The organism is Rhizobium sp. Leaf453 (assembly GCF_001425605.1).
In the GTDB taxonomy this organism is placed as follows: Bacteria; Pseudomonadota; Alphaproteobacteria; order Rhizobiales; family Rhizobiaceae; genus Pararhizobium.
In genome coordinates this window covers 209138-226407 of record NZ_LMRG01000031.1, presented here as the reverse complement: position 1 = coordinate 226407, position 17270 = coordinate 209138, and the positions used below count along the sequence as shown (strand labels likewise).

Genomic DNA, 17270 nt, shown 5'->3' with positions numbered 1-17270 from the left:
CATGTTCAGGACCGCCGGATGGCCCGGCCGGTGCTGTCGAAAAGATGGCAAGCGTTGCGATTGATCTTCAGCGGAACCTGTTCGCCGGTGCCGATGCGGTGATCGCCGGCAATGCGGGCAATGGCGGGTTCGCCCTTCGTCTGGAACGAGACATAGGTTTCCATGCCCAGCCGTTCGGACAGAATCGCCTGAACGGTGATATCCGCGTTGGAGGGCTCGGCCAGCGACAGGTCCTCGGGCCGGATACCGAGCTGCACGGTCTCGCCGGCGCTCAGACCCTTCACGCTGTCGAGGGCGACGGTCCATCCATCGGCTGTGACGATCCGGGCGGAGGTATCATCGACAGCTTCGACGCGTGCCTGGAAGACATTCATCTTCGGCGAGCCGATGAACTGGCCGACGAAGAGATTGTCGGGCTGTTTGTAGAGGGCGATCGGGTGATCGGCCTGCTTCACCTGGCCTTCGCTCAAAACGACGATGCGGTCGGCGAGCGTCATCGCCTCCACCTGGTCGTGTGTGACGTAGATGATGGTCGACTTGGTCGTGCGATGCAGTTCCTGCAGTTCGGCGCGCATTTGCACTCGCAGCGCGGCGTCGAGGTTCGACAGCGGTTCGTCGAACAGGATGACCTTTGGCTCCTTGATGATGGCGCGGCCGATGGCGACGCGCTGGCGCTGGCCGCCGGACAGGGCCTGCGGCTTGCGGTCGAGAAGCTTTCCCAGCTGCAGCTTGTCTGCGACTGCGCCGACGCGGCGCTTAATCTCGGCCTTGTCGACGCCTTTCAAATCCAGCGAAAAACCGATGTTTTCAGCCACGGTCATGTGCGGGTAGAGCGCGTAGGACTGGAACACCATGGCCAGCCCGCGCTTGTCCGGTGAGACATCGTTCATCAACTCGCCATCCAGCCGGAACTCGCCGTCACTGATCGATTCCAGCCCGGCGATCATGCGCAGTAGCGTGGACTTGCCGCAGCCGGAGGGGCCGACGAAGACGGCAAACTCGCCATCAGCAATGGAGATATCGACGCCCTTGATGACCTCGAGCGCTCCGAAGCGTTTGCGGATATTGGTCAGCGTAATGGAGGACATGTCTGTTATCCCTTCAATCCGCCGCCGAAAGTCTGCACCAGGAAGCGCCGCGCCAGGGCGAAGGCGATGATGGCGGGGGCGGTGTAGATCACGGCGATGGCGGCCAAGAGGCCATAGTCGATCTGGCTGTCGCGCAGGAAAGCGCTGTAGATGCCGAGCGGCAGCATCTTGAGTTCCGGCGACGAGATGAATGTGAGCGGGAAGAGGAAATCTCCCCAGGCGGCGATGAAAGCGAAGAGGCCGGAGGCCGCAAGGCCCGGCATGGCGAGCGGCAGGAGCACGCGGCGCAGGCGCTGGCCGAAGGTAGCGCCGTCCATGATCGCCGCCTCTTCATATTCGCGCGACACGGAATCGAAGAAGGTCTTCATGATCCACAGCGCCAGCGGCAAGTGCATGGTGGCGAGAAGCAGGATCAGGCCGAGATAGCCATCGATGAAGCCGACGAAGCGCATGACCGACCGGACATAGTCCGGCGGCACCACCGAGCGGACCACACCGGCGATGGCAAGGTTGCAGGTCAGCATGACCTTGTAGAGCGGCACGATCAGCGCCGTCGGCGGAATGACGCGGACGAGGATGATGGCGTAAAGGAAGGGACGCTTCCACCAGGCATGGGTGCGCGACAGAGCATAGCCGCCGAAGCCGGAGAGTACGAGCACGAGGAGCGTTGCGCCGCCGCAGACGATCAGCGAGTTCATCAGCCAAAGCAGGCCGTCTTCTTCCTGAAAAACGCGGAAGAAATTACTGAGATCGACTTTTGCGGGCACTTCGAGGAAAAGGCCTGCGCCGGGGTCGAAGGCGGCCGTCAGCAACCAGACGAACGGCATAATGCAATAGAGGCTGATGACGAACAGCAGGCCATATCGGCTGGCGGCGGTTTTGGGGGTGTCGGGACGCTCAGCCATCAGACATCCACCTTGAGTGCGCGGACATAGAGCATGCCGACCAAGAGCGAGAAGACCAGCACCACGACCGCGACCGCCGAGCCATAGCCGAGCTGGTAGGAGTTGAAGGACTGGTTGTAGATGTAGATGCCGACCAGCTCGGTCGATCCCGCCGGGCCGCCGCGCGTGAGCGCGAAGACCAGGCCGAAGATCGCGATGGTCGAAACGGTGGAGACGAGCAGATAGAGGAAGATCGTCGGCACCAGCAGCGGCAAGGTGATGCGGCGAAAGATCTGGCTGGTATTGGCGCCGTCCATTCGGGCAGCCTCGTAGAGTTCGTCGGAAATCGAGCTCAGGCCCGAAGTCATCAGGATCATGGCAAAGCCGATGCCGCGCCAGATGTTGACAATGATGATCATGGTAAGCGGAAAGCTGGTCAGCCAGCGCTGCGGATCGACGCCGAACCAGGCAACGATATTGTTGAGCGTGCCGTATTCGCCGGCGGCCAGCATCGAGGCCCACATCAGCGCCGCCACGACCTCCGGCACCGCGTTCGGCATCAGGATGATGGCGTTGACGAGCGGCCGCAACGCGAAGCGGCGGTTCAAGAGCATGGCGGAGAGAAGGCCGAGGACGAGTTGGCCGATGATGGCCGAAAACAGCACGAACCAGAAGGTGATCGCCAGCGAGCGCCAGAAGTTCTGGTCGGTCAGGAGTTTGGCGTAATTGGCGAAGCCGACGAAGCGCGGGTTCATCGCGGCGGGGCCGCTCAGCGCCTCGTTGGTGAGGCTGGTATAGACGGCAAAGCCGGCGGGGTAGACCACGAAGGCCGCCAGCAGAAGCACGGAGGGCAGGATCAGGAACCTGTTCCGCCAGGCTTCGCGGCGCGTGAAGCTGACTGACATTTCTGTCGCGTCCTTTTGAATGGCCGGGCAGTCACCCGGGTCTGCGGAGGAAGACGCTTTTGAAAGCACACTTCTGCGATGGAAAAGAAGCCGGAGCGCCTGGTACGCTCCGGCTGGCGGCATGTCGCGCTTACTTGACCTGGTCTTCACCCAATGTGGATTTGGCGTAGTCGACGAGGATTTTCTGCGCGCCGGCCGCATCGGTATTGCCGAGCAGCAAGGCTTCGGTGGCGCGGGCCACGCCCTCGACCACGGTCGAGAAGCCCGGTGCGGTCTTGAGATAAGCGCCCTTGTCGAGATAGCTCATGATCGGCACCAGCGCCGTGAGCTTCTGGAATTCGGCATTGTCGACCGCGTCCTTGCGGGCCGGTAGGTTGCCTTCGTTGGCGGCGTAGCTGACCATCAGGTCGATGGAGCCCATGGCCTGCAGCACCTTCTTGGCCGCATCGGGATTGGCTGCCGAGGCGCCGACGGCCCACGGGTGGCTGAGGCTCACCATCACATGCTCACCGCCGTCCTTGCCGGGCACGGCCCAGGTGCCGACGACCTTGGTGACATCCGGGATCGGGTTCTTGCTCTTCGGACCCCAGTCGAAGATCAGGCACCAGGAGCCGCAGCTGGTGATCAGGAGTTCACCGGCCGGGAACATCTGGTACTTCGGGATCACCCATGGCTCCGGTCCGAGCAACGGATCCACAGGCAGAAGCTTGTTCTTCACCATCTGCTCGTAGAAGCCGAAGACCTCGCCGATACCCTTGCTGGTCAGGTCCAGCTTGCCGTCATCGGTGGCGATCTGCGGATTGGAGCTGCCGGCCAGCAGGTGGCGGAAACCTTCGATGAACGGTCCGCCGCCCCAGGTGACGCCCATCGGCAGCATCAGCGAATACTGGCCGGTCTTGGCCTTGGCATCGATCGCGCGTTGCATGAGCTCGTCCCAGGTCTTGGGCTGCTCGGTCGAAATCCCTGCCTTCTCCAGCACGTCCTTGCGGAAGTAGAGCTGCTGCACCGACAGCATGGTCGGCATGATATAAATCTTGCCGTCGTCCGACGTGCTGAGCTGCTTGGCGATATCGTAGAATTGGCCATAGGCTTCCGAGCCCTGCACCTCGGCGGTCACGTCCTGCAGGTAGCCGGCGGTGGAGAAGTCGACCACCTGGCTGATTTCAGGCAGGGAAAAGATGTCCGGTCCGGTTCCGGCGGCAAGCTCGGTCAGCAGCTTCGAGACATATTCGCGGTCCGGCCCCGGATATTCGACGATCTCGACATCGACGCCGGTCGCCTCCTTGATCTTGGGGATCACCGCCTGAAGCGCGTCAATCCTGGCCTGCCTGTGTTCGGCGATGCGAACGGTGTCGGCCCATGCATGCGAACCGGCCAAGACCGTCGTCAGGACGCAGCACGCCCAAAGTCCTTGCTTAAACATTCTCTCTCCTCCCTAGCGATCATCCCACGTCCTCTCAATGCCGAACGACCACTTCTCCCGAATGGTCGATTGGCTGGACTTGACAACCATTGATATCGTAGGTCAGGTTTATCTAGGTTTCTTGGGTGAGCTTGATAATTTTATGGGAATATTTGATACGACTGGATGTTTCACCGTCAGCCTCAGCGCGCAGATCGCGCCGAGCGACTCCTTCCACGTCAATCGCCCGTTCATCGAGGCGACACCGCCCAAGACGTTTCACGATCACGAGTTTTTCGAGGTTTTCTGGATCGCTTCCGGCTGGTGCACGCATTACATCAACGGTGTGACCGAACGGCTGGAAACCGGGACGCTGATGTTTGTCCGTCCGCCGGATCAGCATGCCTTCCAGAATGCCGATGGGCCGCCTTGCCAGATGGTCAACATCGCTTTCAGCGCCGATACGGCGGCGCATTTGCGGACGCGTTATGCCAACGACCTAGAGGGCCGGTTCTTCTGGACGACGGATCGCAAGCCTGCGACCTTTCTGCTGGATTCGGCGCAGATGCGCGATCTCTCTGTGTTGGAGCAGGCGCTTGACCGGGGCACGCGCTCGCTGGCCCGCATCGAAAGTTTCCTGCTGGCGCTGATGGCCGATCTGCTGGCGGATGTGTCCGACAAGCCCGCCGAAACGCCCGACTGGTTGGCCCGGGCCTTCGAGGCCTTTGCCGATCCGGTTGTGTTGAGGAGCGGCGTGCCCGCTCTTGTCGAACTGACTGGGCGCAGCCACGAGCATGTCTCGCGTACCTTCCGAAAACTCTTCGGGCAGACACCATCGGCCTATGTCAACGGACTGCGAATGAATTTCGCCGCCCGCCAGTTGGCTGGCTCGGATACGCCGATCACCGAGGTGGCGCTCGATTGCGGCGTCGAGGATCTCAGCCATTTCTACCGATTGTTTCGCGAGAGCCACGGCACCAGCCCGATGCGCTACCGCCGGCGGGCAAGGGTCGATCTGGTCCATCCGCAAAGGGCGGCCGCTTCTGTACCGCGATAATTCAAGGAGAGGGCATACGGATGAAAATCGCTTTGACGGGAGCGGGCGGCAAGCTTGGGCAGGCCATTCTGCCACTGGCTCTGGCACAGGGGCATGAGATCGTCGCCATCGACCGCCGCTTGCCTGAATTGCCGACTGGCGTGGCCGGATACACACTCGAAATGTCTGACTATGATGGGCTCGTGGGAGCCTTTTCCGGTTGCGATGCGCTTATTCACATGGCAGCGATTCCGAGCCCGCGTGGCCTTCGCGATCATGAGGTTCACGCCAACAATGTCGTCGGCAGCTACAATGCCATGCGTGCGGCGGTGGATGCGGGGATTTCACGCATTTGCCAGGGGTCCAGCGTCAACGCCATCGGTCTAGCCTATGCGCTGGAGCGCCGTTTCGACTATTTTCCGGTCGATGAACGGCACCCGCCCTATTGCGACGAGGGGTACAGCCTGTCGAAATGGATCTGTGAACAGCAGGCCGACAGCTTGGTGCGGCGGTTTCCCGGGTTGCATATCGCCAGCCTGCGGTTCCATTGGGTGGTGGCCGATCGGGCTCAGGCCATGGCGGTCCAGACGCTGGAGAGCGCGAAGGGCCGGGTGGAACTCTGGGGCTATGTGCTCGCCGCTGATGCGGCGCGCGCGTGTCTTCTCTCGCTCACGGCATCATTCACCGGGCATGAAGTGTTCTATATCGTTGCTGACGATACGACGCTGGATTCTCCGACGGCCGAAGTTGCCGTTGCCTATCACGCAGATGTCGCCTGGAAATCGGAGCCAGTGGCAAACATATCGTTCTTTTCCAATGCGAAAGCCGGTCGGATCCTGGCTTGGCGCCCGTCTCCGGCCGCAGTCTGAAACAGCGCATTTTCACACCACCTGCGGAACTCGACCATTTCCCCACATTGCTGCGCGGCACAAACGCACCCGAGGTCCAGATTGCCACGCGGCGGCTTTCCATCAGGCTTTTGCGGCCTGTTTCACGCTTGAAGCGTCGGCAGCCAGATTGTTGTTATTTCTGCAATTAAAGTTAGTTATTGAAATATCTTAGTAATTTCATAGGGCGCAAGTTTTGCTACTTTGTCAGCAGTGTCCATGGCTGTTTCATTTTGCCTTGCGGCAATTAATCGCTTCAGTTGCAGGAAGTTGGCAAAAAATCAAAAATTGACCGTCTGAATATCTTGACTACCCAGGCGATTGCGACTCCAATCGAGAGGTCTCGGGCGACGCCTGTCCATCACGCATCGTACCGAGCATCCGCGTCGGTCCCACGGGGGTGGGGCAGCAGATATTGCTGTACCAGATCGTGTAAGGAAACGTTCAGTGTGTCACCAGAGAAGACAATCCATCTGTCCCATCAAGCATCGTACCATCGGCGAAACCGACCGCATGTATCACGCCGTCGTGTGCGTTGAAACGTCAATGGAAACCCTGAGCGGGGCGGAACGGACATGGTAGCGCAACTGACCTCCGGCGAGCGGCAGCTCGCGCTTGTCGTCCTCATCGCGCTTGCTCTGGTCGGATTGGCCATGGGGGTCGTGGGCCGGGCCGATCCGATCGGTGTCCATGGCCTGATCGTTCTGGTGCTCAGCGTCGGCCTGACCTTCCTGGTCCTGTCGTCTCTCTATGCGCCGGAACCGAGCGCCGAGCGCCTGAGCCAATATTACGACGACCCGAGCAAGGTCGGTATCATTCTCGCAATCGTCTGGGGCATCATCGGCATGGCCATGGGCGTCTGGGTGGCGGCTCTTCTGGCATGGCCCGACCTGACCTTCGATGCCGGATGGGCGAGTTTTGGGCGCCTGCGCCCGGTCCATACGAGCGGCGTCATCTTCGGCTTCGGCGGTAATGCGCTGATCGCGACGTCTTTCCATGTGCTGCAGCGCACCTCGCGCGCCCGGCTTGCCGGCCAGTTCAGCCCCTGGTTCGTGCTGCTCGGCTACAACCTGTTCTGCATCATCGCCGCGGCCGGCTATTTCATGGGTGTGACGCAGTCGAAGGAATATGCAGAGCCGGAATGGTATGCCGACATCTGGCTGGTCATCGTCTGGGTCACCTATTTCCTGCTCTACATTCGCACCCTCGCACGCCGCAAGGAGCCCCATATCTATGTGGCCAACTGGTACTACATGGCGTTCATTCTGGTTGTCGCCGTGCTGCATATCGTCAACAATCTGGCCGTTCCGGTGTCGCTCGGCCATGCCAAGAGCTACTCGGCCTTTTCCGGTGTCCAGGATGCGATGACGCAATGGTGGTATGGCCACAACGCGGTTGCCTTCTTCCTGACCGCCGGCTTCCTCGGTATGATGTATTATTACCTGCCAAAGCGGGCAGGGCGGCCGATCTTCTCCTACCGCCTGTCGATCATCAGCTTCTGGGGCATTACCTTCATGTATATGTGGGCGGGCTCGCACCACCTGCATTACACCGCCCTGCCGGAATGGGTGCAGACGCTGGGCATGACATTCTCGCTCGTGCTGCTGGTCCCGTCCTGGGCCTCGGCCGGCAATGCGCTCGCAACCCTCAATGGTGCCTGGCACAAGGTGCGTGACGACGCCACACTGCGGTTCATGATGGCGGCGGCGGTGTTCTACGGACTGGCCACGTTCGAAGGTTCGTTCCTCGCCATCCGGCAGGTCAATTCGCTGTCCCACTATACCGACTGGACCGTCGGCCACGTTCATGCCGGTGCCCTTGGCTGGGTCGCGCTCATCACTTTCGGTTCGATTTACAGCGTCGTGCCCTGGCTGTGGAAGCGCGAGCGTATGTATTCGGCCGCGCTGGTCGAGGTTCACTTCTGGTTGGCGATCGCCGGAACCGTCGTCTACGTCTTCGCGATGTGGAACTCCGGCATCATTCAGGGGCTAATGTGGCGCACCTATAACGAAAGCGGAACGCTGACCTATTCGTTCATCGATTCCGTCGTCGCGATGCATCCCTATTACATCGCACGTGCCTTCGGCGGCCTTCTGTTCCTGCTGGGTATCCTGGTCTGTGCCTACAATATCTGGATGACCATCCGCATGGCGCCTGCCGTCCAGCCGACTTCAACTGCAGACCTTCCTGAGCCGAGGCAGATTCCTGTCTCGCCCGCGCCTGCGGAGTAATCGATATGCCCGAGTTTCACAGAAAAATCGAACGCAGCGCCATCGGCTTCGTGCTTGCTATCGTCGTGGTTTCCAGCATCGGCGGTTTCATCGAGATCGCGCCCTTGTTCACGATCGACGAGACGGTGGAGGCGGCGCCCGACATGCGGGTCTATACCCCGCTCGAGGTTGCCGGACGTAACATCTATCTGCGAGAAGGCTGTTATGCCTGTCATTCACAGATGATCCGAACTCTTCGGGATGAAGTGGAGCGCTACGGTCCCTATTCGCTGGCGGTGGAATCCAAATACGACCATCCGATGCTGTGGGGATCGAAGCGCACCGGGCCGGATCTCGCCCGTATCGGCGGCAAATATTCCGATGCCTGGCATGTCGCGCATCTTTTCAATCCGCGTGATGTCGTTCCGGAATCGGTCATGCCGAAATATGGCTGGCTGCAGCGGAACACAGTGCGCACGGATGATCTCGGCGAACACCTGGCAGCGATGCGTGCGGTGGGGGTTCCCTATACGGACGAGATGATCGCCAATGCCGGCAATGATGCCTTCGGCCAGGCTTCACCGGACAGCAGCTTCGCTGCCGGTGTATCCGAACGCTATGGCGAGGCGACACAGGTCCGGATGTTCGACGGCAATCCTGAACAGGTCACGGAAATGGATGCGCTCGTCGCCTATCTCCAGATCATCGGTCGCCTGACCGACGTGGCCCACAAGCAGGCCGCCCTGGCACAGGAGGGTGCGAAATGAGCCTCGATCACGAAACTCTCGTGGCCTTTTCCAAGAGTTGGGGTCTCTTCTATCTGATCGCCCTGGCGATCGGGGTGGTGATCTATGCGCTGTGGCCGGCCAATCTCAGTAAGTTTCACGTCGCAAAACAAAGTATTCTGGATGAGGACGACAAGCCATGGACATAGGCGAACGCGACCCCGTCACGGGCCAGATGACCACCGGTCATGAATGGAACGGCATTACCGAGCTCTACACGCCGATCCCGCGCGTCGTGATCTTCTTCCTCGTGCTCGGAACCCTGTTTTCCATCGGATACTGGCTGCTGATGCCGGCCTGGCCGCTGGGCACCACCTATACGAAGGGCCTGCTGGGGCTCGACCAGAAGACGCAGGTTGAGCAGCAGCTGGAACTGGCGAGCGCCGAGCGCAGCGCCTGGACCTCGAAGATCGAGAGCATGGATTTTGCGGCAATCCTGGCTGACCCGGCGCTGATGACGATCGTCAATCAGGCGGGAAGCACGCTCTTCAAGGATAACTGCGCCGTCTGTCACGGGACGAGCGGCACCGGAAGCCAAGGATTTCCCAACCTGACCACGAAATCCTGGTTGTGGGGTGGCGATCCGCAGACGATTTTTGAAACCGTGCGGGTCGGTATCAATTCGACCCATCCTGATACTCGCGTGTCGCAGATGCTGTCCTTTGGACGTGATGGTGTGCTTGAACGGGCGCAGATCAGCGATGTCGTTTCTTATGTCCAGTCGCTTGGTGGCGTGGCCGGCGAGGCAGCCGCAGATTCTGAAAGTGTCGCGCGGGGCAAGGATGTGTTTTCCGCCAATTGCGTAGCCTGTCACGGCGATGACGGGAAAGGCAAGCCAGATGTGGGTGCGCCGAACCTGACCGATGCGTGGTGGATTTACGGCAGCGATCGCCAGTCGATCTTTGCCACCATCTTCAACGGACACCAGGGGCATATGCCGCATTGGGAAGACCGGTTGTCGAATACAGACCGAAAGCTGCTGACACTGTACGTCCTGTCTCTTTCCGAGAAAAAGACGTGACGAGCGTGACGGAGCGATCATCGAAGCGGTCCATGTCGCGTGGCGGGCTGGCCCTGGTCAGCCTGCTTGGCGTCGCACTGGTGATTTTTTTCGTCGCCAATGCGCATCTTCTCTACGTTGCGCTGCAATCGCAGCCAGATTGCGTACCGCACGTCAAGACGTCCGGAGAGGCCGCTCCGGGTGGTGTCGTCTACGGGGCCGCGAAATCGGCCTGCTGAAGTCTTGAAGAAGGATGGATCGAAATGAGCAATACCCACATCGCGTCCGTCTCCGGTCTGACTGCTGCGCAGGCACGCGAACGCGGCCTTCCTGCCTCGGCTGCTCTTGACTGGCTGCGTGCCGGCTGGCGCGACCTGATGGCCACGCCGGCATCCAGCATGGTTTACGGTCTGGTGGTCTTCGCGATATCCGTCATCATCGTGGCCGGGCTGATCTTTCTGGGACTGGACTATATTCTGTTTCCGGCTATTGCAGCCTTCATGGTGGTCGGTCCGCTCGTTGCGATCGGTCTCTATGAGAAGAGCCGCCTGCTCGGATCCGGCAACCGGCCGACTTTGGGGCACATGCTGTTCGTCAAGCCGGCATCAGGGGCGCAGGTTCTTTTCACCGGGGTGATTCTGCTCGGGCTGGCACTGCTGTGGATGCGTGCGGCTGTCATCGTCTACGCGCTGTTTTTTGGATTGCGCCCATTCCCGGGCATGGACCACATCGTGCCCATGCTGTTTACCACCGATATCGGCTGGGCCATGCTTTTGACCGGCACGGTGATCGGTGGCGTCTTCGCCGCCTTTTCCTTTGCAATCAGCGTGTTTTCGATCCCGATGCTTCTGGACGAGCGCACCGATGCGTTTACGGCGATGGGAACGAGCATCTCTATCGTCTGGAACAACCGTCGGGTCATGATCGCTTGGGGCATGATGGTTCTTGCGCTGACGCTGGTCGGACTTCTGACGGGCTTTGTCGGGCTGATCATCATCTTTCCGCTGCTCGGGCATGGCACGTGGCACGCCTACAAGGCGATGAAATAGGGAGGCCGGCGACAGGATCATGAGCTGTTGTGCGCCCAATGCCTCGGCGTCCCTGGCGATTGCCGGGAGCGAGCCGGTAACGGTCAGCATGGATGAGCTTGTCCTATCGAGCCGTGATCTGGGAGATGGTTCGCGTCAAAGCGACCTTTCGGTGCCGGGTGTCCATTGTGCAGGCTGTATTGCTGCAGTCGAGCGGACCCTGTCAGCCATGCCCGGTGTCGAGAGTGCCCGGGTCAATCTGTCGATGAAAAGAGCCGCGGTGCGCTGGCGTGCCATCGACGGACAGCCGCCGGACCTGATCGGCCACCTGCGGGCCATCGGCTATGATGCCCATGTTTTCACGATGGAATCCGATACCGCCGACCCGGAATATACCCGGCTTGTCCGGGCGCTGGCGGTGGCGGGCTTCTGTTCCATGAACATCATGCTGCTGTCCGTCTCGATCTGGTCCGGTGCCGAGGGAGGCGTGCGGCAGGCCTTTCACTGGATTTCCGCGCTTCTTGCCATGCCGGCGATCGTCTATTCCGGACGTATCTTCTTTGTTTCGGCATGGCGCGCGCTGCGCTATGGCCGCACCAACATGGATGTTCCGATTTCCATCGGTGTCCTGCTGGCCTTCGGTCTGAGCCTTTACGACACGGTGCAAGGCGGCGAGCATGCCTATTTCGATGCGGCCACATCGCTCATCTTCTTCCTGCTGATCGGCCGGACGCTGGATCATGTGATGCGGGAAAAGGCTCGTTCCGCCGTGGCGGGACTGGCGCGCCTGATCCCGCAGGGGGCGACCGTCATTGATGCTGACGGCACGCGCCGTCATGTGCCGGTGGCGCAGATCGTGCCGGGAACCCTACTGACTGTAACAGTTGGCGATCGCGTTCCGATCGATGGGATCATCGTTCAGGGATCGTCGGATCTCGACTACTCACTGGTTTCCGGCGAGGCGGTGCCGAAATATGCCGGTCCCGGTGCGCAATTGCAGGCCGGACTCATGAACCTCACAGGCCCGCTGACGATCCGCACCACCGCGAGTGTCGAGAATTCGTTCCTGGCCGACATGGTTCGGATGATGGAAATCGCCGAAGGCGGACGAGCGACCTATCGCCGGCTGGCCGACAGGGCATCGGCACTCTATGCGCCGGTGGTCCATTGTGTTGCTTTCCTGTCTTTCCTCGGATGGATGCTGGCGACCGGTGACTGGCACAGGTCGATCACCATCGCGATTGCGGTCCTGATCGTCACGTGCCCCTGTGCCCTTGGTCTTGCCGTACCGATCGTTCAGGTTGTGGCTGCGCGGCGGCTGTTCGAGAACGGGATCATGGTCAGGGATGGTTCGGCTCTGGAACGGTTGACCGAAATCGACACCGTTCTCTTCGACAAGACGGGTACCCTGACGCTCGGACGGCCGCGCCTGCTCAACGCGGCGGAGATCCCGCCTGAAGCGATGACCATTGCCGGCGCAATGGCCCTGCATTCGCGTCATCCCGCTTCGCTCGCGATCGTCGCTGAAAGGCCGGAAAACCGCTCCAGGCCACCGAACTTCGAGAGCGTAACCGAGCAGGCTGGCCTTGGCCTCGAGGCTCGCTCGGGAGATGTCGTTTACCGTCTCGGCCGTCCCGGATGGGCCACGGGAAAAGAAGCGGCGGAGACCGGAGAGCCGAATTCGGTCAGCGTTTTGGCGAAAAACGGCGTGCTGCTTGGCCGTTTCCTGTTTGCCGATCGTCTGCGCAACGATGCCGCGCAGACAATTGTGAGCCTTGCAAGGGATGGCATTTGGACGGAGATCGTCTCGGGAGACAGGGGTTCCGCCGTCGAGGCGCTGGCCTCCACCCTGCAGATCGATACTTACCACGCCGATCTGCTACCCGCCGACAAGACTCAGCGGATCAACGATCTCAGTGCATCTGGACGCAAGGTCCTGATGGTGGGGGACGGTCTCAACGATGCACCGGCCCTTGCAAGTGCTCATGTCTCGATGGCTCCTGCATCTGCCGCGGATATCGGCAGAACTGCTTCGGATATCGTCTTTCTGCATGAGAGCCTTTCAGCCGTGACGCGGGCGATTACGATTGCGCGCACAGCCGGCCGCCTGATCCGCCAGAATTTCGCGATCGCGATCGCCTATAATGCCGTTGCCGTGCCATTTGCCGTCCTCGGTGCCGTCACGCCGCTGCTGGCGGCGATCGCCATGTCGCTGTCGTCGATCATGGTCGTGGCCAACGCATTGCGACTTCGAAACGGCATTTCCGGAGGCATGGCTTCACGGTCGCAGAGCGGCTTCCTCATCAAAAAGCCCGTACAGGTGGCAGCATGAGCCTGAATTACCTCTCTTTCCTCGTGCCGATTGCGATTGTGCTGGGAATAGGCGGGCTTGCCGCCTTCCTCTGGAGCCTGCGATCCGGGCAGTATGACGACCTTGAGGGAGCTGCCGCCCGCATTCTGCTTGATGACGACAGTGAGTAAGCCATGCCAGATTGCGGTCCCGTCGGACCCCTCCTCACAGGTGGACGACGCGGTCGTCCGTGGCGGCGCTGTCTATATCCGGCTTCCAAGCTGCGGGCCGACCAGGGACATCGACGCCTGGATCGCTGCGAGGGCGACGTCGCGCTCCAGGGGTTTGGTCAGATACTCCCTGGCGCCGGCACTCATGCAGCGATCGCGCATCTTCGGTTCATCGCCACCCGTGATGATGATGGCAGGAATATTGTGGCCGGTCATGCGCAGTCTGACCAGCACATCGATCCCGTTGAGTTCGGGCATGTGCATATCGAGCAGGACACATGCGAAGGTTTCCGCGCCAATTCCTTCGAGGAATGCCTGACCGGAGGAGAATTCGGCGACGCCATAGGAAAATGAAGAGACCATGCGCCTCAGCGCGCGGCGAACGGCCTCGTCGTCGTCCACGATCGCAACTGTAAGTTTTAACTGCTCCATGCAACCGTTGTAGACAATGCTGACGAAGGTTGTAATTGACCTTGGGTCCAATGCCGTCTGCTACACTTCCGCGACCGCGGCGAGACGGACGAGGTCCGCGACTGTTCGCACGCACATCTTTTCCATCATCCGGCCCCGATGCACCTTGATGGTCTTTTCCACGGTGCCGAGTTCGGCGGCGATCTGCTTGTTCAGTTGACCGGCAACCACGCAGCCAAAGACTTCACGCTCTCTCGGCGTGAGGCTTGCCAACCGCTGCTCGACCAGCCGGCGCTGGAGGGCCTTTTGCCTGCCGTCCTGATCGCGCTTGAGGGCCTGTTCAATGGCGGCAAAAAGTGACGCGGCATCGACGGGCTTCGTGAGGAAATCGACCGCGCCGGCCTTCATGGCGCGCACCGTGGTTGGGATATCGCCACAACCGGTCATGAAGATGATCGGGCGGGCATGGTGCCGGGACCAAAGCGCGTCCTGGATGCCAAATCCGTCCATTCCGGGAAGATCCACATCAACGACCGCACAGCCCGGCGCATCGGGATCATGCATCGTCAAGAAGTCTTCAGCGCTTTGGTAGGGCTGGACATGGTATCCGGCCGAAACCAACAATCGCTTCAATGCGATCAGAATTCGCTCGTCGTCATCGACCAGGTAAATCATTGGACTTGTATTGTTCATCTCGCACCCCTTATGCCGACGGTAGCGTAAAGATCGCCCGCGCGCCTTCGTCAAAGTTGTCATCGAAAGACAAGACTCCCCCATGAGCCTGTGCGATCGATCTGCAGATAGCCAATCCGAGCCCGAGGCTCGCTTTCTTGGTGCTGACGAACGGTTTGAAAATGTCGGCCCGCTTTTCCGGCGATATGCCAATGCCGCGATCCGTCACCGTCAACTCACAAGATCCATTGTCGCGCTTTCTCGTTCTCACGGCAATCTCACGCATGGCCGGCGGCAGATGCGTCATGGCGTCCGCGGCGTTGAGCAGCAGATTGAGAATGACCTGTTGCAATTGCGGTAAGTTGGCGCGGACCGGAACGTCCGGCATGTCGAGCATCACGTCGACGCGGGTCTGACGTGCCAGCAGTTCGCTGCGTGCCAAGCTGAGCGTGGTCGTCACGGCCTGGTTCAAATCCATGAGTTCGAGGGTGGTTTCCCCTCGCAACATCAGGCGCCGCAACTGGCTGATCACTGTTGCCGCGCGCCGATCGTCCAGCACGATATCGTCCATGATGTCGCGCAATTCGCTGAGATCCACCTGCTCTGCATCGAGCAACCGGCGGCCAGCCTCGGCATTGGCGAGGATCGAGGTCAGTGGTTGATTGAGTTCGTGCGCAAGCGCACCAGAAAGCGCCCCCATCTGTGATGTCCTCGAGAGATAGGCAAGCTCGAGACGTTCGAGCGCGAGTTCCGCCTGAAGACGGCGTCGTCGTTGTTCCTGCAGGACGAGAGCAATGATGGTCGCTGCCTGCAGCAGCACGACGATCAACGTGAGTGTGACCTCCAGCCAGTATTCCTGCCAGAGGGCGATCGCACGATCGACGGTTTGCGGCGTGGTCTGGGCAGAGGCGAGCGCCGGAAGTATGCTCACAAAAACCAGCAGGTACGCCACCATCTTCGGCGACGCTCCTCCTAAAGTTTTTTGTCGATAACGCTGCAATCCATGTCACCCAAATGCACCCCAGAGATTCAAGAGATCGCCCCTGTTGTGGTCAGACCACCATACAGGTCAGTGTGAATGCAAGTACGTAACGGTTACAAAGGGTAACGATTGGCCGGTTCGTGGCCTCATTTGGCCCCGTTGCCAGCCTGACGGCGTCACATGCAAGATTTCCATTGGAGAAGACTTGCCAATTGCCGGCAATCGCCGAAAGTGTGGCTCCGCACGGTCGAGTCCCAACCGGTAGACAGACGATCGTTTCCGGCATGCCAAAACGATGCAAGAAGGATAAGTGTATGAAGCTACAGTTATTTCGTAACGCAACCTTGAAGCTCGACTATGCCGATCACACGCTGCTGATCGATCCCTATCTGGCGCCGAAGCACAGTCTGCCGTCGTTTACCGGTCGATCACCAAACCCGATGGTGGAATTACCTGTCGACATCGAGAAAATTCTGGAAGGCGTCGAACTCGTCATCGTGTCGCATTTACACGAGGATCATTTCGACAGTGTCGCGAAGGCGCGGTTGCGTAAGGATTTGCCGATCTTCTGCCAGCCGGGTGATGAAGACGAAATTCGCGGTGCGGGCTTCTTGGACGTCACGCCGCTCGAGGATCATGCGACCTGGAATGGTATTACTCTGACGCGTCAGGAAGGGAGCCATGGGCTCGGACCGGTGGTCGACCTGATGGGCTCCGTCATGGGCGTCAGCATCGAGGCGCAGGATGAGCCGTCGATCTACTGGGCCGGCGATACCGTGCTTTATCCACCAGTCGCCGAGACTATTCGGAAGACGGCGCCGGACATCATCATCACCCATTCCTGCGGCGCTCGCTGGGACGGCGACCTGATCGTCATGGATGCGGAAGAGACAGTTGCCGTCTGCGAGGCATCGACGACGGCGGCGATCGTCATCGCCACGCATATGGAGGCGCTGGATCATGCCACGATCACGCGGCAGGATCTGCGCCAGCTTGCGGATGCCCGGGGAATTTCGATGGAAAAACTTCGGATTCCGGCCGATGGCGACGTGCTGGTGCTGAACCGGGCATGAGACGAGGCGAGGGCGGCATGACGATATGCCGCCGGCCGACGCGGTCAGGCGGTCGGATATTCGTTGGCGTCAAAGACGTGATGGTGGACACGACCTGAAAACATTTCAAGCAGGCCGCCGGTAACGGCACGGCTTTCGAAGCGCACGTCCGACTGCAGCGCCCTGTTGCAGGTTTCCATGTCGGGGTAGCGGATGGCCAGCGCCATGGCATAGACCGGCGCGCCATCGTCGCGCTCGGTGCCATCCAGCACGCGCACTTCCTCAGCACCGGGAAACCGGGTCCAGAGCGGAACGAGTTTCTCCTTCACGTAGGCCCGGAATTCCGTTTCCTTGCCCGCGTGGATTTCGCCCTCGAAGAGGGCATAGCGAATGATCATGATGATGCTT

At 60.3% G+C, this 17270-nt stretch carries 19 protein-coding genes; 11 read left to right on the top strand and 8 right to left on the bottom strand.

Annotated features, from left to right (window positions below; genetic code table 11):
- Nucleotides 1-5: 5 nt before the first annotated feature.
- From ASG68_RS30110 to ASG68_RS30095, 4 genes are all read right to left on the bottom strand, one after another.
- Nucleotides 6-1088 carry an ABC transporter ATP-binding protein gene (locus tag ASG68_RS30110; protein ID WP_062584907.1) on the bottom strand — a complete coding sequence of 361 codons (1083 nt, stop codon included), beginning with the start codon at nucleotides 1086-1088 and terminating at the stop codon, nucleotides 6-8.
- A gap of 5 nt (nucleotides 1089-1093) precedes the next feature.
- A complete protein-coding gene (locus ASG68_RS30105) occupies nucleotides 1094-1993 on the bottom strand; it encodes a carbohydrate ABC transporter permease (RefSeq protein ID WP_062584905.1) in 900 nt (299 codons plus the stop codon).
- Nucleotides 1993-2877 (bottom strand): carbohydrate ABC transporter permease, encoded by an 885-nt coding sequence (locus ASG68_RS30100; RefSeq protein ID WP_062601861.1) that lies wholly within the window; start codon nucleotides 2875-2877, stop codon nucleotides 1993-1995. Before ASG68_RS30100 ends, ASG68_RS30105 begins: the two co-directional genes overlap by 1 nt.
- Nucleotides 2878-3007: 130 nt before the next feature.
- Complete coding sequence (locus ASG68_RS30095; RefSeq protein WP_062584900.1) at nucleotides 3008-4300, bottom strand: ABC transporter substrate-binding protein; 1293 nt, start codon at nucleotides 4298-4300, stop codon at nucleotides 3008-3010.
- Between the two features lie 142 nt (nucleotides 4301-4442).
- Here ASG68_RS30095 and ASG68_RS30090 point away from each other — a divergent pair, with 142 nt between their 5' ends.
- The 10 genes from ASG68_RS30090 (at nucleotide 4443) to ccoS (ending at nucleotide 13706) form a co-directional block, all read left to right on the top strand.
- Nucleotides 4443-5336: an AraC family transcriptional regulator gene (locus ASG68_RS30090; protein WP_062584898.1), complete on the top strand. Its 894-nt coding sequence runs from the start codon at nucleotides 4443-4445 to the stop codon at nucleotides 5334-5336.
- 20 nt (nucleotides 5337-5356) lie between these two features.
- A complete protein-coding gene (locus ASG68_RS30085) occupies nucleotides 5357-6184 on the top strand; it encodes an NAD-dependent epimerase/dehydratase family protein (protein ID WP_062584897.1) in 828 nt (275 codons plus the stop codon).
- A gap of 593 nt (nucleotides 6185-6777) precedes the next feature.
- Nucleotides 6778-8433 carry a cytochrome-c oxidase, cbb3-type subunit I gene (gene ccoN, locus ASG68_RS30080; RefSeq protein ID WP_062584896.1) on the top strand — a complete coding sequence of 552 codons (1656 nt, stop codon included), beginning with the start codon at nucleotides 6778-6780 and terminating at the stop codon, nucleotides 8431-8433.
- 5 nt (nucleotides 8434-8438) lie between these two features.
- Entirely contained in the window at nucleotides 8439-9179 is a 741-nt protein-coding gene (gene ccoO / locus ASG68_RS30075; protein ID WP_062584895.1) for a cytochrome-c oxidase, cbb3-type subunit II, read from the top strand.
- Nucleotides 9176-9346 carry a cbb3-type cytochrome c oxidase subunit 3 gene (locus tag ASG68_RS30070; RefSeq protein WP_062584894.1) on the top strand — a complete coding sequence of 57 codons (171 nt, stop codon included), beginning with the start codon at nucleotides 9176-9178 and terminating at the stop codon, nucleotides 9344-9346. Before ccoO ends, ASG68_RS30070 begins: the two co-directional genes overlap by 4 nt.
- On the top strand, nucleotides 9337-10218 hold the full coding sequence (gene ccoP / locus ASG68_RS30065) for a cytochrome-c oxidase, cbb3-type subunit III (protein ID WP_200943200.1): 882 nt from the start codon (nucleotides 9337-9339) through the stop codon (nucleotides 10216-10218). The genes ASG68_RS30070 and ccoP overlap by 10 nt, the downstream gene beginning before the upstream one ends.
- Nucleotides 10215-10436, top strand: a complete 222-nt coding sequence (locus ASG68_RS30060; RefSeq protein ID WP_082477937.1) for a hypothetical protein — start codon at nucleotides 10215-10217, stop codon at nucleotides 10434-10436. The genes ccoP and ASG68_RS30060 overlap by 4 nt, the downstream gene beginning before the upstream one ends.
- 24 nt (nucleotides 10437-10460) lie before the next feature.
- Nucleotides 10461-11246 carry a DUF2189 domain-containing protein gene (locus ASG68_RS30055; RefSeq protein WP_062584893.1) on the top strand — a complete coding sequence of 262 codons (786 nt, stop codon included), beginning with the start codon at nucleotides 10461-10463 and terminating at the stop codon, nucleotides 11244-11246.
- Nucleotides 11247-11265: 19 nt separating this feature from the next.
- On the top strand, nucleotides 11266-13557 hold the full coding sequence (locus ASG68_RS30050) for a cation-translocating P-type ATPase (RefSeq protein WP_062584892.1): 2292 nt from the start codon (nucleotides 11266-11268) through the stop codon (nucleotides 13555-13557).
- A gap of 2 nt (nucleotides 13558-13559) precedes the next feature.
- Nucleotides 13560-13706, top strand: a complete 147-nt coding sequence (ccoS, locus tag ASG68_RS30045) for a cbb3-type cytochrome oxidase assembly protein CcoS (protein ID WP_062584956.1) — start codon at nucleotides 13560-13562, stop codon at nucleotides 13704-13706.
- Between the two features lie 72 nt (nucleotides 13707-13778).
- Here the strand turns inward: ccoS and ASG68_RS30040 are convergent, their stop codons facing one another.
- From ASG68_RS30040 to ASG68_RS30030, 3 genes are all read right to left on the bottom strand, one after another.
- Nucleotides 13779-14147, bottom strand: a complete 369-nt coding sequence (locus tag ASG68_RS30040) for a response regulator (RefSeq protein WP_062584891.1) — start codon at nucleotides 14145-14147, stop codon at nucleotides 13779-13781.
- Between the two features lie 90 nt (nucleotides 14148-14237).
- Nucleotides 14238-14912 (bottom strand): response regulator transcription factor, encoded by a 675-nt coding sequence (locus tag ASG68_RS30035; protein WP_244484359.1) that lies wholly within the window; start codon nucleotides 14910-14912, stop codon nucleotides 14238-14240.
- On the bottom strand, nucleotides 14860-15828 hold the full coding sequence (locus tag ASG68_RS30030; RefSeq protein ID WP_156373625.1) for a sensor histidine kinase: 969 nt from the start codon (nucleotides 15826-15828) through the stop codon (nucleotides 14860-14862). The genes ASG68_RS30035 and ASG68_RS30030 overlap by 53 nt, the downstream gene beginning before the upstream one ends.
- 296 nt (nucleotides 15829-16124) lie before the next feature.
- Here ASG68_RS30030 and ASG68_RS30025 point away from each other — a divergent pair, with 296 nt between their 5' ends.
- Complete coding sequence (locus ASG68_RS30025; protein WP_062584887.1) at nucleotides 16125-16883, top strand: MBL fold metallo-hydrolase; 759 nt, start codon at nucleotides 16125-16127, stop codon at nucleotides 16881-16883.
- Between the two features lie 44 nt (nucleotides 16884-16927).
- Here ASG68_RS30025 and ASG68_RS30020 read toward each other — a convergent pair whose 3' ends face one another.
- The gene (locus tag ASG68_RS30020) at nucleotides 16928-17260 is read right to left on the bottom strand and encodes a hypothetical protein (RefSeq protein WP_062584886.1); all 333 of its coding nucleotides are present in this window, start codon (nucleotides 17258-17260) and stop codon (nucleotides 16928-16930) included.
- Nucleotides 17261-17270 lie beyond the last annotated feature (10 nt).

Bases quoted from the DNA above. Each gene is read 5' to 3' on its own strand.
- ASG68_RS30110 (WP_062584907.1), bottom strand. From the start codon at position 1,088: ATGTCCTCCATTACGCTGACCAATATCCGCAAACGCTTCGGAGCGCTC.
- ASG68_RS30105 (WP_062584905.1), bottom strand. From the start codon at position 1,993: ATGGCTGAGCGTCCCGACACCCCCAAAACCGCCGCCAGCCGATATGGC.
- ASG68_RS30100 (WP_062601861.1), bottom strand. From the start codon at position 2,877: ATGTCAGTCAGCTTCACGCGCCGCGAAGCCTGGCGGAACAGGTTCCTG.
- ASG68_RS30095 (WP_062584900.1), bottom strand. From the start codon at position 4,300: ATGTTTAAGCAAGGACTTTGGGCGTGCTGCGTCCTGACGACGGTCTTG.
- ASG68_RS30090 (WP_062584898.1), top strand. From the start codon at position 4,443: ATGGGAATATTTGATACGACTGGATGTTTCACCGTCAGCCTCAGCGCG.
- ASG68_RS30085 (WP_062584897.1), top strand. From the start codon at position 5,357: ATGAAAATCGCTTTGACGGGAGCGGGCGGCAAGCTTGGGCAGGCCATT.
- ccoN (WP_062584896.1), top strand. From the start codon at position 6,778: ATGGTAGCGCAACTGACCTCCGGCGAGCGGCAGCTCGCGCTTGTCGTC.
- ccoO (WP_062584895.1), top strand. From the start codon at position 8,439: ATGCCCGAGTTTCACAGAAAAATCGAACGCAGCGCCATCGGCTTCGTG.
- ASG68_RS30070 (WP_062584894.1), top strand. From the start codon at position 9,176: ATGAGCCTCGATCACGAAACTCTCGTGGCCTTTTCCAAGAGTTGGGGT.
- ccoP (WP_200943200.1), top strand. From the start codon at position 9,337: ATGGACATAGGCGAACGCGACCCCGTCACGGGCCAGATGACCACCGGT.
- ASG68_RS30055 (WP_062584893.1), top strand. From the start codon at position 10,461: ATGAGCAATACCCACATCGCGTCCGTCTCCGGTCTGACTGCTGCGCAG.
- ASG68_RS30050 (WP_062584892.1), top strand. From the start codon at position 11,266: ATGAGCTGTTGTGCGCCCAATGCCTCGGCGTCCCTGGCGATTGCCGGG.
- ASG68_RS30035 (WP_244484359.1), bottom strand. From the start codon at position 14,912: ATGACAACTTTGACGAAGGCGCGCGGGCGATCTTTACGCTACCGTCGG.
- ASG68_RS30025 (WP_062584887.1), top strand. From the start codon at position 16,125: ATGAAGCTACAGTTATTTCGTAACGCAACCTTGAAGCTCGACTATGCC.
- ASG68_RS30020 (WP_062584886.1), bottom strand. From the start codon at position 17,260: ATGATCATTCGCTATGCCCTCTTCGAGGGCGAAATCCACGCGGGCAAG.